12 protein-coding genes and 1 pseudogene are annotated in these 13,029 nt (G+C 63.4%); 11 read left to right on the top strand and 2 right to left on the bottom strand.

Annotated features, from left to right (window positions below):
* Positions 1–52 precede the first annotated feature (52 nt).
* From iolC to iolB, 5 genes are all read left to right on the top strand, one after another.
* Positions 53–1,984 (top strand): 5-dehydro-2-deoxygluconokinase, encoded by a 1,932-nt coding sequence (gene iolC / locus RB623_RS09810; RefSeq protein ID WP_308056610.1) that lies wholly within the window; start codon positions 53–55, stop codon positions 1,982–1,984.
* Between the two features lie 33 nt (positions 1,985–2,017).
* Positions 2,018–3,859, top strand: a complete 1,842-nt coding sequence (gene iolD / locus RB623_RS09815; RefSeq protein WP_308056611.1) for a 3D-(3,5/4)-trihydroxycyclohexane-1,2-dione acylhydrolase (decyclizing) — start codon at positions 2,018–2,020, stop codon at positions 3,857–3,859.
* A 155-nt stretch (positions 3,860–4,014) separates the two neighbouring features.
* Positions 4,015–4,932 carry a myo-inosose-2 dehydratase gene (gene iolE, locus RB623_RS09820; RefSeq protein WP_308056612.1) on the top strand — a complete coding sequence of 306 codons (918 nt, stop codon included), beginning with the start codon at positions 4,015–4,017 and terminating at the stop codon, positions 4,930–4,932.
* A gap of 70 nt (positions 4,933–5,002) precedes the next feature.
* Complete coding sequence (locus RB623_RS09825) at positions 5,003–5,221, top strand: DUF3329 domain-containing protein (RefSeq protein ID WP_308056613.1); 219 nt, start codon at positions 5,003–5,005, stop codon at positions 5,219–5,221.
* A gap of 3 nt (positions 5,222–5,224) precedes the next feature.
* Positions 5,225–6,022, top strand: coding sequence for a 5-deoxy-glucuronate isomerase (gene iolB / locus RB623_RS09830; protein WP_308056614.1), 798 nt, complete (start codon positions 5,225–5,227; stop codon positions 6,020–6,022).
* A gap of 363 nt (positions 6,023–6,385) precedes the next feature.
* Here iolB and RB623_RS09835 read toward each other — a convergent pair whose 3' ends face one another.
* Together RB623_RS09835 and RB623_RS30365 are read right to left on the bottom strand one after the other, a co-directional pair.
* Complete coding sequence (locus tag RB623_RS09835) at positions 6,386–7,513, bottom strand: site-specific integrase (RefSeq protein ID WP_308056615.1); 1,128 nt, start codon at positions 7,511–7,513, stop codon at positions 6,386–6,388.
* Entirely contained in the window at positions 7,399–7,701 is a 303-nt protein-coding gene (locus RB623_RS30365; protein WP_374121663.1) for a helix-turn-helix domain-containing protein, read from the bottom strand. The genes RB623_RS09835 and RB623_RS30365 overlap by 115 nt, the downstream gene beginning before the upstream one ends.
* Before the next feature lie 417 nt (positions 7,702–8,118).
* On the opposite strand from RB623_RS30365, the pseudogene RB623_RS09840 reads away from it, so the two are divergent.
* The 6 genes and pseudogenes from RB623_RS09840 to RB623_RS09865 all read left to right on the top strand — a co-directional run bounded on the left by RB623_RS09840 (position 8,119) and on the right by RB623_RS09865 (position 13,027).
* A pseudogene (locus RB623_RS09840) lies at positions 8,119–9,691 on the top strand (N-6 DNA methylase).
* The gene (locus tag RB623_RS09845; protein ID WP_308056616.1) at positions 9,691–10,866 is read left to right on the top strand and encodes a restriction endonuclease subunit S; all 1,176 of its coding nucleotides are present in this window, start codon (positions 9,691–9,693) and stop codon (positions 10,864–10,866) included. The pseudogene RB623_RS09840 and the gene RB623_RS09845 overlap by 1 nt, the downstream one beginning before the upstream one ends.
* A gap of 2 nt (positions 10,867–10,868) precedes the next feature.
* Positions 10,869–11,708 carry a DUF3883 domain-containing protein gene (locus RB623_RS09850; RefSeq protein ID WP_308056617.1) on the top strand — a complete coding sequence of 280 codons (840 nt, stop codon included), beginning with the start codon at positions 10,869–10,871 and terminating at the stop codon, positions 11,706–11,708.
* Between the two features lie 197 nt (positions 11,709–11,905).
* The gene (locus tag RB623_RS09855; protein ID WP_308056618.1) at positions 11,906–12,385 is read left to right on the top strand and encodes a hypothetical protein; all 480 of its coding nucleotides are present in this window, start codon (positions 11,906–11,908) and stop codon (positions 12,383–12,385) included.
* A 134-nt stretch (positions 12,386–12,519) separates the two neighbouring features.
* The gene (locus RB623_RS09860) at positions 12,520–12,822 is read left to right on the top strand and encodes a BrnT family toxin (RefSeq protein ID WP_308056619.1); all 303 of its coding nucleotides are present in this window, start codon (positions 12,520–12,522) and stop codon (positions 12,820–12,822) included.
* A gap of 4 nt (positions 12,823–12,826) precedes the next feature.
* Complete coding sequence (locus RB623_RS09865; RefSeq protein WP_308056620.1) at positions 12,827–13,027, top strand: hypothetical protein; 201 nt, start codon at positions 12,827–12,829, stop codon at positions 13,025–13,027.
* Positions 13,028–13,029: the final 2 nt, after the last annotated feature.

Below are 13,029 nucleotides of genomic sequence, written 5' to 3' on the forward strand. Positions count from 1 at the left end.
TTGATGGCGCGCGGGCCGGCGGGCGGCGCGCCAATCGATCGTGGGAGGCACCATGGCGAATCCGCCGGACGACAACGCAGCACTCGACGTCATCACCATGGGGCGCGCCTCGGTCGACCTCTACGGGCAGCAGATCGGCTCGCGTCTTGAAGACATAACCTCCTTCGCAAAATCGGTCGGCGGCTGCCCCGCCAACATCGCCATCGGCACGGCGCGGCTCGGCTTGCGCTCGGCATTGCTGACGCGCGTCGGCGACGAGCAGATGGGCCGCTTCATCCGCGAGCAGTTGCAGCGCGAAGGCGTGTCGGTCGACGGGCTGGTCACCGACAAGGAGCGGCTGACGGCGCTGGTGCTGCTGGCGGTGGAGGAGGAAGGCGTCTCGCCGATGATCTTCGTGCGCACCGATTGCGCCGACATGGCGCTCAACCCTGACGACGTGGACGAGGCGTTTGTCGCCTCGGCGCGCGCCGTGGTGGTGACCGGCACGCATTTTTCGCGGGAAAACACCGAGGCCGCTCAGCGCAAGGCGATCAAGATCGCCAAGGCGCATGGGCGCAAGGTTGTCTTCGACATCGACTATAGGCCGAACCTCTGGGGCCTCGCCGGCCACGCTGCCGGCTTCGAGCGCTATGTGAAGTCCGACCGGGTTTCGAACCGGCTCAAATCCGTACTGCCGGACTGCGATCTCATCGTCGGCACCGAAGAAGAAATCATGATCGCCTCGGGCGCCGACGATCCGCTGAGCGCGCTGAAGGCGATCCGCGCGGTTTCGCCGGCGACGATCGTGCTGAAGCGCGGCGCCATGGGCTGCATCGTCTATGACGGGCCGATCAGCGACGATCTTGAGGACGGCGTCGTCGGCAAGGGTTTTCCGATCGAGGTGTTCAACGTGCTGGGCGCCGGCGACGCCTTCATGTCCGGTTTTTTGCGCGGCTGGCTGGGTGGCGAAAGCCTCGAGACGGCGGCGACCTGGGCCAATGCCTGCGGGGCCTTCGCGGTGTCGCGGCTGCTCTGCTCGCCGGAATATCCGACCTGGGCGGAGCTGCAGCATTTCCTTGACCACGGCAGCCCGCATCGCGCGCTGCGCAGGGACGAGACGCTAAACAACATCCACTGGGCGACGACGCGCCGGCGCGAGATCCCGTCGCTGATGGCGTTCGCCATCGACCACCGCGTGCAGCTTGAGGAAGCGGCTAAAGCCGCGGGCGTTGGGCCGGAAAGAATCGCACCGTTCAAGGTGCTGGCGGTCAAGGCGGCAGCGCGGGTGGCGGCCGGGCGCGACGGCTACGGCATGCTGATCGACGAAAAGCACGGCCGCGACGCCATGTTCGAATTCGCGCGCCATCCCTTCGCCTGGCTGGGGCGGCCGATCGAACTGCCGGGCTCGCGGCCGCTGCGCTTCGAATTCAGCCAGGACATCGGCTCGCAACTGGTGGAGTGGCCGGTCGAGCACTGCATCAAATGCCTGTGTTTCTATCATCCCGACGATCCGGCGGCGCTGAAACAGGAGCAGCAGGAAAAGCTGCGCACGCTCTATGAGGCGGCGCGAAAAGTCGGGCGCGAGTTGCTGATCGAGATCATCGCCGGCAAGCACGGCGCGCTCGACGAGGACACCGTGCCGCGCGCGCTGGAGGAGCTTTATGCGCTCGGCATCAAGCCGGACTGGTGGAAGCTGGAGCCGCAGAATTCGGCCGCCGCGTGGCGGCGCATCGGTGCGGTCATCGAGCGCAACGACCCGCTCTGCCGCGGCGTGGTGCTGCTCGGGCTGGAGGCGCCGGAGAATGAGTTGATGGAGGCGTTCCGCGCCACCGCCGAGGCGCCGGCGGTCAAGGGTTTTGCGGTCGGGCGCACCATCTTCATGGAGCCGGCCGAGCGCTGGTTTGCAGGCAGGATCGGCGACGAGGAAGCAATCGCCGAGATGGCCGGGCGCTTCGAGCGGTTGACGTCGGCCTGGCTTGCGGCGCGCAACCGCAAGGCCGCATAATCTTCAAAAGATCCACGGTTCGGGAGGAAAAGAATGACCAAGACCATCCGCCTGACCATGGCGCAGGCGCTGGCGCGCTACATGACGCGGCAGATGACGGTGATCGACGGCAAGAAAGTGCCGATCTTCGGCGGCGTCTTCGCTATTTTCGGCCACGGCAACGTCGCCGGCTTCGGCGAGGCGCTCTACCAGGTGCGCGACGAGCTTCCGACTTATCGTGCGCATAACGAGCAATCGATGGCGCATGCGGCCATCGCCTTCGCCAAGGCGAGCTTTCGCCGGCGCTTCATGGCGGCGACCTCCTCGATCGGGCCGGGCGCCACCAACATGGTGACGGCGGCCGCACTCGCCCACGTCAACCGCCTGCCGGTGCTGCTTTTGCCCGGCGACGTGTTCGCCAACCGCACGCCCGACCCGGTGCTGCAGCAGGTGGAAAGTTTCGGTGACGGCACGGTGAGCGCCAACGACGCGTTCCGGCCGGTGTCGCGCTATTTCGACCGCATCACAAGGCCGGAGCAGATCATTCCGGCGCTGAACCGCGCCATGCAGGTGCTGACCGATCCGGCCGATTGCGGGCCGGTGACGCTGGCGCTCTGCCAAGACGTGCAGGCGGAAGCCTTCGACTATCCGGAAAGCTTTTTCGCCGAGCGCGTGTGGACGCCGCGCCGCCCGCAGCCGGACGCGGACGAACTGGACGCAGCCGTAGCGGCGCTGCAGGCGGCGGAAAAGCCCGTGATCATCGCCGGCGGCGGCGTGCTCTATTCGGAAGCCGCCGAGACGCTGAAGGCGTTTGCCGAGACGCATGGCATTCCGGTGATGGAGACCAATTCCGGAAAATCCAGCCTGCCGCACGACCATCCGCTCAATATGGGTTCGGTCGGCGTCACCGGGTCGTCGGCCTCGAACCTGCTGGCGGAGCAGGCGGACGTGGTGCTGGCGGTCGGCTCGCGGCTGCAGGACTTCACCACGGGATCGTGGGCGCTGTTCAAGGCGGAGGGGGTGAAGATCGTCGGGCTGAATGCCCAGGTGTTCGACGCCGGAAAACATCGCGGGCTGCCGCTGGTGGCGGATGCGCGCGCCGGGCTGGAAGCGCTGGAGGCGCGGCTGAAGGGCTGGAAGTCGCCGGACTCCTGGGTCTCGACGGCCAAGGCCGCCAAGGTCGACTGGCTGAAGGCGGCGAAGGCGGTGACCGATCCGACCAACGCTCTGCCGTCGGACGCGCACGTCATCGGCGCGGTGCTGCGGGCGCGCGGCTCCGGCGCTACGGTGGTCTGCGCCTCGGGCGGGCTGCCGGGCGAGTTGCACAAGCTGTGGCAGGCCGGCGCGCCGGGCAGCTACCACATGGAATACGGCTTTTCGACCATGGGTTACGAGATCGCCGGCGGGCTTGGCGTGAAACTGGCGAAACCGGACGGCGACGTGATCGTCTTGCTGGGCGACGGCAGCTACATGATGATGAATTCCGAGATCGCCACCTCGGTGATGCTCGGCCAGAAACTGACCATCGTGGTGCTCGACAATCGCGGTTTCGGCTGCATCAACCGGCTGCAGATGGCGACCGGCGGGGCGAACTTCAACAATCTGCTGAAGGACGCAAAACACGAGGTGCTGCCGGAGATCGATTTCGCCGCGCATGCCGCTGCGATGGGCGCTGTGGCGCGAAAAGTCGCTTCGATCGCCGAACTCGAGCGCGCGCTGAAGGAAGCCGAGGCCGACACGAAGACCAGCGTCATCGTCATCGACACCGATCCGCTGATCTCGACCGAGGCCGGCGGCCACTGGTGGGACGTCGCGGTGCCGGAGGTTTCGGTGCGGCCGACGGTGAATGCGGCGCGGAAGAAATACGAGGACGCGCTGAAGGGGCAGCGGCTGTAAGCAGGCTGCTCACCCTCCCCCTTGTGGGGAGGGTCGGCGCGTGGGTCCGAAGGACGGGTAGGGGTCCTAACCGCTGCCCGGTCAAAATCACCCCCACCCGGCGGGCTGCGCCCGCCGACCTCCCCACAAGGGGGAGGTAGAAAGCGGAGAGAACTTTGAAAGCCAAACTAGGCATGTCCCCCATCGCATGGTGGAACGACGATCTTGTCGAACTCTCCGACGACGTTTCGCTGGAAGAGTGCCTGCGCCAGTCGCGCTCGGCCGGCTTCACCGGCATGGAGATGGGCCGGCGTTTCCCGAATGACCCAGACATTATGCTGCCGATCCTGAAGAAGGCTGACGTGACGCTGTGCGGCGGCTGGTTTTCCGGCACGCTGGTCGACGAGGATATTTCCGCCAACAAGGACCGTATCCAGCCGATGATCGACCTGTTCAAGGCGGTGAACGCGCCGTGCATCGTCTATGGCGAGGTCGGCCGCTCGATCCAGGGCGACCGCTCGAAACCGCTCGCGGAAAAAGCCGTGCTGTCGGACGACGAGATGCGGGCTTATGCGAAACGCGTGACCGAATTCGGCGAATGGTGCGCCGGGCAGGGCATGCCGCTGTCCTACCACCACCATATGGCGGCGGTCGTCCAGTTCGAGCACGAGCTCGACGTCTTCATGAATCTTTCCGGGGAGGGGATTCCGCTGCTGCTTGACGCCGGGCACCTGGCCTTTGCCGGCGGCGACGTGCTGCGCGCCATCGACAGGCACCACAAGCGCATCAGCCACGTGCATGTGAAGGACATCCGCCAGCCGGTGATCGACGGTCTCAACTGGTCGAAACAGTCTTTCCTCGACGCGGTGGCGCTCGGTGCCTTCACCGTGCCGGGCGACGGGTCGCTGGATTTCGGCGCCATCGTGCAGCGCTTCGCCGATCACGGCTACGAAGGCTGGTTCGTGGTCGAGGCCGAGCAGGACCCGAAGAAGAATCCGCCGCTGAAGATGGCGCAGGTGGGTCACAAGGAACTGATGCGGGTGATGACCTCAGCCGGCTACACGGTCGAGACGCAGGGTTTTCCGAACGCGTGAGCGTGGTATGACCGATCACGGCGGCGATCCTGTAGCCGTGATCGAATCAGAACCGAACGGATAGAGCCGCATGGCCAACGACCGCGACCACCCCTGGCTCCGCCCGCTGTGGCGCCGTGTCGCCATCGTCGCGGTCTGCGCCGCCTGGTCGGCCCTCGAATTTTACAGCGGACAGCCATTCTGGGGCGTGCTAGCCGGCGGCATGGGCGTCTACGGCGCCTGGATGTATCTGCTGAACTACCCAAAACCCGAGGCCGAGAAACTCGAGTCCAACAAGAAGGAGGAGTAGCCGATGTCGAAGCTCCTGGTGAAGCCGAAGGCCGGCACCGGGCTTGCCGCAAGGATCACGCCGGAGAGCGCCGGCTGGACCTATGTCGGTTTCGAGTTGCACCGGCTGGCTCCCGGCGAGACCGTGTCGGCGGGTACCGGCGCGCAGGAGGCCTGCCTGGTGTTCGTCACCGGCAAGGGCGAGGCCAGCGCCGACGGCGAGGATTTCGGTGTGCTCGGCGGGCGCATGTCGCCCTTCGTCGGAAAACCCTGGTCGCTCTACGTGCCGCAGGACTCTCAGTGGTCGGTGACCGCCGAGACCGAGCTGGAACTCGCCGTCTGCCTGGCGCCGGGGCTGGGAAGGGAGCTCCCGGCCCGCGTCATCGGGCCGGACGACGTCAAGCAGGAGGTGCGCGGCAAGGGCGCCAACACCCGCTACGTCACCAATATCCTGCCCGAAAGCGAGCCGGCCGATTCGTTGCTGGTGGTGGAGGTGATCACGCCCGGCGGGCACACCTCCAGCTATCCGCCGCACAAGCACGACCGGGACGACCTGCCGGCCGAGTCCTATCTCGAGGAGACCTATTATCACCGGCTCAACCCGCCGCAGGGTTTTGCCTTCCAGCGCGTCTACACCGACGACCGCTCGCTCGACGAGGCGTTTGCCGTGGAGGACGGCGACATCGTCCTGGTGCCGAAGGGCTACCACCCCTGCGCCGCCTGCCACGGCTACGACCTCTATTATCTGAACGTCATGGCGGGTCCGAAGCGCACCTGGAAATTCCACAACGCGACCGAGCACGAGTGGCTGCTGAAGGTGTGACGGAAGGAAGCCGGCTGCGCCGCTCGGATCGGCAATCGATCGAGTTGAAACGGCCAGACAAATCCCCCGGCCGTCGCATTTCGGCGCGCGCCGCTGTCCGCGACGCCGTTGCATCGGATGTAGTCCTGCAGGAAGCACACGCCGGCCTGCGCCGCGGCTGCCGGTTCCATGCCTGAGAACGAATCGCGATTTTGATTGGCGCCAACCTCTTTGACCGGAGACGGCGTCTTGTCACGCGCGCTCCAGGAAATCGCATGCATTAAGGCTGGATGTGAACTTGCTTTGCGGACCGCTCCACCCTAAAGAGGGCGCGCCGGAGTGTAGCGCAGCCTGGTAGCGCACCTGATTTGGGATCAGGGTTGTTCAGGCAGATTTCTTATCCAAATTCAACGTCTTAACGACCGCATCGTCCGCGCTGGTGGGGCTTTCGGTGTGGTTCGCAGCTTCCATCGCGGCACGCACGTCATCGAGCATCGCGTGGGCATACTTGACGGTGGTGGCAATGTCGCTGTGACCGAGCATCTGTTGAACAACCTTCAGATTGCTAGCGCGCAGCGTCCGCGTCGCAGCGGTGTGACGCGTATCGTGGAACCGGAAGTTTTCGACGCCGGAAAGACCCTTATATCGGCGCCAAGCAGTCTTGAAGCCCTCCATCGTGATAGGCCGTCGCTCGCCCCTGACGAGACCACGATCCTTCCTGGTCTTCCGGACCCGATAGGTGAATACGGCGGTCGGGTGAACACCCAATTCGGCAATAAGTAACTCGTAGACCACCGTGGTCATCGGAATGACACGCGTCTTATCCCGCTTACCAATGATGGTGATCGTGCGGCCTGCCATGTCGATGCGCGACCAGGTGAGATTGACGACCTCCATCCGACGGCAGCCTGTGAGGAAGGCAAAGCGCACAGCGGGTGCATAGTCGTCGCGCATGGCGGCGACAACCCGCGCCTCTTCGTCGCGGCTCGCTTCGCGCACGATTTCCTTCACCTCTTTGAGCAGGTGCTGGCCCCAGTTGATTTCGGCGACCGGCACCTTCCAGGACTTCCTGGCCCGCAACATGAGTCCACGAAGAGGGACAACGGTCGATCGATTGACCGTAGCCAACGAGAGTCGCTTGCCGCGATGCGTCTCCACGCGGCGCTTGGCGACCATCGCCGCGACAAGGGAGTCAGTGACGTTATCGAGGGTGGTGCTCTTCCCAAAGAAGTTGATCAGCCAGCCAAGGTATCGAAAACAATCTTCCTTGTTGGCCAGGTGCTCACCAACCTCGTGCCAGTAGCGCGACGAAGCAATCTCGAACGTCATTGGACCAGAAGAGACGAACTGCCTTGCGGTCCTCGTCTGCTCCTGCGCTTCGCGCTTAGCTTGCGCCTCTATGCGTGTCGCTTCGCGCCGATTGCCCGTGCCGGTGGACTTTGAAAATCGACGACCTTGAATGGTAAAGTCATAGTGGAATTCTGGTTTGCCGTGTTTTCGGTATAGCGACACGTCCGCTGTCTCCTCTCTTCGATGAAAGCCTCCAGGTCCTCACTGCGGTAGCGTCGCACAGGCCGCAGTTGGTCGAGCGCGATATTCACCCACGCGATCTGCCCCGCGTCCGCCAGAAGCTTCAGATGCTTGGGGCAGACGCTGAGATACTTGGCCGCTTCGGCGGGCGTGAGGAGAGGGGGCTTCATCTTTCATGTTATAGCGGTCGGGCCGAGGGGCAGCGTCGAGATCAGTTCACAAAAATGTTACTGGCTCGATGGGCCCATTGCACCTGCGCATGGCCGCGAGGGGTCTCCCAGGATTAGAAGATCGGAGGAGGTGCGTCAGTCAGAATCCGAGCTCCCGTCGACCGCCTGCTGGTTTCGACGGCGACTGCTTGCCGTTGGCAAAGCCGGGCGTCTTTGATTTGGTCACGCAGTCTGATTCTTATGGTGCTGCAGAGGAAACAGGGGGCCGCCGGACTGGACGGCTACCCGACCGCGCCGTCAGAGTCGGGCGCGACACCACACGATCGGCCTGCTAGAAAACCGCGGCATGGAAATCTGCCTGAGCGAGCCGGAAGTTAGGCCGTATCGATCAGGTCGTTCGATGATGCTTGAGGGAAAATGATCACAGGTGAACTGCGCTCGAAAATCGACCAGGTGTGGAACGCCTTCTGGGCGGGCGGCATCGCCAACCCGATCGAGGTGATCGAGCAGATCACTTACCTGCTGTTCATGCGCGGGCTCGACGAGGCGCATACCCGCGAGGAGAACAAGGCCAACCGCCTGCGCCGGCCGATCGAGCGGCGCATCTTCCCCGAAGGCAAGGACGGCATCGGCGCCGGCGGCGGCATCGCCTACGAGGACATGCGCTGGTCGCGCCTGAAGAACCGCGATCCCGGCACGATGTTCACGATCGTGTCGGAGCACGTCTTCCCGTTCCTGCGCTCGATGGCGGAGGACGGCACGGCGCACGCGACTCACATGAAGGGCGCGCGTTTCACGATCCCCACGCCGGCGCTGCTCGCCAAGGTGGTCGACCTGCTGGCCAACATCCCGATGGAGGACCGCGACACCAAGGGCGACCTCTACGAATACATGCTGGGCAAGATCGCGACCGCCGGCCAGAACGGCCAGTTCCGCACGCCGCGCCACATCATCGCGCTGATGGTGGAGATGACGGCGCCGACGCCGAAGGACGTCATCGTCGATCCGGCCTGCGGCACGTGCGGTTTTCTCGTCGCGGCCGGCGAGTATCTGCGCGACAGCCATCCAAAACTGTTCCACGAAGTCGAGACGCGTGACCATTTCCACGAGGAGATGTTTCATGGTTTCGACTTCGACCAGACCATGCTGCGCATCGGCTCGATGAACATGACGCTGCACGGCGTCGAGCGCCCGGACATCCGCTACAAGGATTCGCTGGCGCAGGAACATGCCGGCGACAGCGACCGCTATTCGCTGCTGCTCGCCAATCCGCCCTTTGCCGGCTCGCTCGACTATGAGACGACGGCCAAGGACCTGCTCCAGATCGTCAAGACCAAGAAGACCGAACTTCTGTTCATGGCGCTGTTCCTGAAGCTGCTGAAGCCCGGCGGGCGCGGCGGTGATCGTGCCGGACGGCGTGCTGTTCGGCTCGTCGACCGCGCACAAGGAAATCCGCCGCATGCTGGTCGAGGACCACCGGCTGGACGGCATCGTAAAACTGCCGTCCGGCGTGTTCCGGCCCTATGCCGGCGTGTCGACGGCGATCGTGCTGTTCACCAAGACCAATTCCGGCGGCACGGACCATGTGTGGTTCTACGATTGCCAGGCCGACGGCTTTTCGCTGGACGACAAGCGCACGCCGCTGCTGGTGGCGGAAAAGCTCGGCCCAATGCCGGGCCATCGCGAGGCCGGGCACTTCGTCAACGTCACGCTGACCGACGAGGAACTGGCGAAGAACAACCTGCCGGATATCGCCGCGCGCTGGGCCGAGCGGGCGGGCGCGGAGCGTAGCCGCGCACGCACCGATCAGAGTTTTTGTGTGCCCAAGGCGGACATAGTCGCCGCCGGCTACGACCTCTCCATCAACCGCTACAAGGAGGTGGTGCACGAGGCCCCCGATCACCGCCACCCGAAGGAGATCATCGCCGAGCTGAAGGTGCTGGAGAAGGAGATCGCTGAGGGGCTTGAGGAACTGGAGGCGATGCTGTGATGTCTACTCACTGCACTTGGCCAGAAATATCGTTTGGCGAAATATTTGACATTTCTTCCAGCAAGCGTGTTCTTGAGCGTCAGTGGAAACAGAGCGGCGTTCCATTTTATAGGGCTCGTGAAATCGTGAAACTAGCGCGTGACGGCTATGTAGATAATGATCTTTTTATCTCCGAAGATTTATACGACGAAATGGGAAAACGCTTCGGTGTTCCGAAACCTGGCGATCTTATGGTCTCCGCCGTTGGCACGCTTGGCGCTTGTTATCAGGTTCAGCCGACCGACAGGTTCTATTACAAGGACGCAAGCGTTCTGCTTTTCCATCCGAGGCAGAAAATATGTTCTAGATTCTTCGAACATGCTTTTGCGCACCACGCAATTAAAAGCCAAGTTGAAGCCGGATCGGGATCAACGGTGGGAACTCTTACGATCTCCCGAGCCAATGAGTTGCGAATCAAGCTCCCGCCGTTCTCCGAGCAGCGGCGGATCGCGGCGATCCTGGACAAGGCGGATGCGCTGCGCCGCAAGCGCAAGCGTGCCATCGAACTGCTCGACAGCCTCGCGCAGTCGATTTTTCTGGGAATGTTTGGGGATGTGCGCGTCTCAATATCGGTTGCGGACGTTTGCAGTAAGGTTACGGATGGAACACATCAATCGCCTAAATGGGCAACGCAAGGTGTGCCGTTCTTGTTCGTGTCAAATGTTCGAGGGCAGAATATCAACTATGAAACGAATAAGTTCGTTTCATATGCGGAATTCGAGAATCTGACGCGACGCACTCCGATCGAGAAAGGCGATGTTCTCTACACTGCAGTAGGCTCTTACGGGAATGCAGCAGTTGTCGACGGAGAGACAGATTTCGTTTTTCAACGGCATATTGCCCATCTAAAAACTAAGAGCGAATATATAGTGTCGACCTACCTTTCACATGCACTAGAGTCTCCGGTCGTAATGAGACAAGCAGATGCGCTGGCGAGGGGCATTGCGCAGAAGACTGTGACCTTGGACAGTCTAAAGAAGTTTCAGATTCCTCTTCCACCCATCGAGGAGCAACGCCGCTTTGAAAGAATGGTTCTGACAGTTAAGAAACAAGCTGATCGTGCACATATGGCTAATCTCCATCTGGAGAAGCTTTTCTCCTCCCTCCGGCACCGCGCCTTTTCGGGTCATCTCTGACCATGTCCGACGCGGTTGCCGGCACCGACTGGACCGACCGCGAGATCGACCTGATCGTCGCCGATTATTTCGACATGCTCGGGCTCGAACTGCGCGGTGAGCCGTTGGTCAAGGCCGAGCGCAACGCGGCACTTCAGCAACTGACCGGCCGTGGCCGCGGCTCCATCGAGTTCAAGCACCAGAACATCAGCGCCGTGCTGCTGCGGCTCGGCATGCCCTGGATCGATGGCTACAAGCCGATGCCGAATTTCCAGCGCGCCTTGATCGACGGCATCGAACGTTATCTGAACGCGCGGCCGTCGGTGTTCGAGCCGCTTGTCGACAGGATCGACACGGCCGGATTCGGGGACGCCGACGCCATCTTCCTGGAGGCCCCGCCGGCCGGAACGACGGAGGCCGTGCCGCCGGCGCTGGAGCGGATCGTCCGAAAATTCGACCCGGCGTTGCGCGATGCGCGTAACCGCGACCTCGGACGCCAGGGCGAGGAGCGCATATTCTTCAGCGAGCAGGCGTCATTGCGCGCTGCCGACCGCACCGATCTCGCGCGAAAGGTGCGCTGGGTGGCGGCGGAGGACGGAGACGGCGCGGGCTACGACATCCGTTCCTTCGACCCTGCAGGCGGCGAGCGGCTGATCGAGGTGAAGACGACCATCGGAGAGAAGACGACGCCGTTCTTCATGTCGGAGAACGAAAGGGCGTTTTCAGAGGAACGGGCGGACGCCTTTCGGCTCGTCAGGCTCTATGACTTCGCCCGCCAGCCGCGTGCCTTCGAGCTGGTTCCGCCGCTGGACAGGTTCGTCGTGTTGCGGCCTGCCGCCTGGCGCGCCGACTTTCATGCCTGAATCTGCGCGAACCGGGCCGAAGGGGGCTGGCACGCCCGCCATCCCCGGCCTTGAATGCGGGTATGGAAATCCGCATTTTTACGCCCCATCAAAAATATTTCCGTTTAAAATCAATGCAGCCCGCGATTGTCGGGCTGCGGTCCATCCCCCTCGCTGCCGACAGGCGCATAATGCCCTCGAGTTGAACGGAGGTTTTGATGGACTTGGCGATGGAGGGGCAGGCGCTCAGGCGCATCGCGGTCATGCTCATCGCCTTGGCCGGGCTGGCCGAGCGTGTGGCCGGCCGGCCGCGCCCGCTTCGCGGCCTGGTGATCTGGCTCCTGCGTCCGGCCGAGGCCGTCGCGCGGGAGTTCGTCATCGAGGCGTTGCGGGGCGCGCGCCCGGAGCCGATGGCGTTTCGACAGGGCGGCGACAGTGCCGACGAGGCCATGCGCCTCGCCTCGTGCCTGCGCGCGCTGGCGTCGGCGCTGGACGGTCTTTCGGCGCATGCCGCGCGGCTTGCCGCCAGTCTTGACGCGGACCGGACGGCGAGACGGGCAGGCGGGTTTTTGGGCTCGCCGCCGCCGCACCCCGCCCGCGCTCAGGCCTCTCGTTCGCGCCGGATTTCGAAGAACAACAACAGCGACGGGTATTACTGTCCGATCCGGCAGGCGCCGAAATACATCGACACGTCATAAGCGCAAAGCGTTTTCGTCCCTGGAAATCAACTTGCGATTTCATGGTCTTGGCGTAAGCCTTAGGCCATGTCCAACTTCGCCTTCCTCGCTGCCGAGTTTCCGACCGTCCACGAGGCGGCGGCGGGAATCGGGCCATGACCGGCGTTCGCTATGAATTCGATTGGGATCCGGGCAAGGCGGAGACCAACCGCCGCAAGCACCGCGTGAATTTTGAAGAGGCAATCAGCGTCCTTGCCGACCCGCTTGCGCTGTCGCGGCTGGACGATGAGTCTGGCGAAAGTGAGGAGAGATGGGTTACGCTGGGCAGGAACGGCACGGGCAAACTGCTGGTCATGGTGCATACCTTCGTCGAACTCTCCGGCGAGCGGGCAGCAATACGCATCATTTCGGCCAGGGCGCCGACGCGCCGCGAGGTCAGGCAGTATGAAACCGGGTGATTCAATGAAGGAAGAATACGATTTCTCCGCCGCCGAGCGCGGCAAGTTCCACCGCGCGGGCGCCCGTCTGGTGCCGCCGGTGCATCTCGATCCTGACGTGCTCGACTATTTATCCGAACGCGCGGCGGCGCGCGGCGTCTCGTTGAGCACGCTGGTCAATGTGTTGTTGCGGAAGGACATCGAGATGATCGACGCGGCCGAGTAGGC

The sequence above is a fragment of the Mesorhizobium sp. LHD-90 genome, assembly GCF_030929505.1.
Classification (GTDB): domain Bacteria; phylum Pseudomonadota; class Alphaproteobacteria; order Rhizobiales; family Rhizobiaceae; genus Kumtagia.

Excerpts from the sequence above, each read along its gene's own strand:
- iolC (WP_308056610.1), top strand. The coding sequence starts at position 53 with ATGGCGAATCCGCCGGACGACAACGCAGCACTCGACGTCATCACCATG.
- RB623_RS09860 (WP_308056619.1), top strand. The coding sequence starts at position 12,520 with ATGACCGGCGTTCGCTATGAATTCGATTGGGATCCGGGCAAGGCGGAG.
- RB623_RS30365 (WP_374121663.1), bottom strand. The coding sequence starts at position 7,701 with ATGAAGCCCCCTCTCCTCACGCCCGCCGAAGCGGCCAAGTATCTCAGC.
- RB623_RS09845 (WP_308056616.1), top strand. The coding sequence starts at position 9,691 with ATGTCTACTCACTGCACTTGGCCAGAAATATCGTTTGGCGAAATATTT.
- RB623_RS09855 (WP_308056618.1), top strand. The coding sequence starts at position 11,906 with ATGGACTTGGCGATGGAGGGGCAGGCGCTCAGGCGCATCGCGGTCATG.
- RB623_RS09825 (WP_308056613.1), top strand. The coding sequence starts at position 5,003 with ATGGCCAACGACCGCGACCACCCCTGGCTCCGCCCGCTGTGGCGCCGT.
- iolD (WP_308056611.1), top strand. The coding sequence starts at position 2,018 with ATGACCAAGACCATCCGCCTGACCATGGCGCAGGCGCTGGCGCGCTAC.
- RB623_RS09850 (WP_308056617.1), top strand. The coding sequence starts at position 10,869 with ATGTCCGACGCGGTTGCCGGCACCGACTGGACCGACCGCGAGATCGAC.
- RB623_RS09865 (WP_308056620.1), top strand. The coding sequence starts at position 12,827 with ATGAAGGAAGAATACGATTTCTCCGCCGCCGAGCGCGGCAAGTTCCAC.
- iolB (WP_308056614.1), top strand. The coding sequence starts at position 5,225 with ATGTCGAAGCTCCTGGTGAAGCCGAAGGCCGGCACCGGGCTTGCCGCA.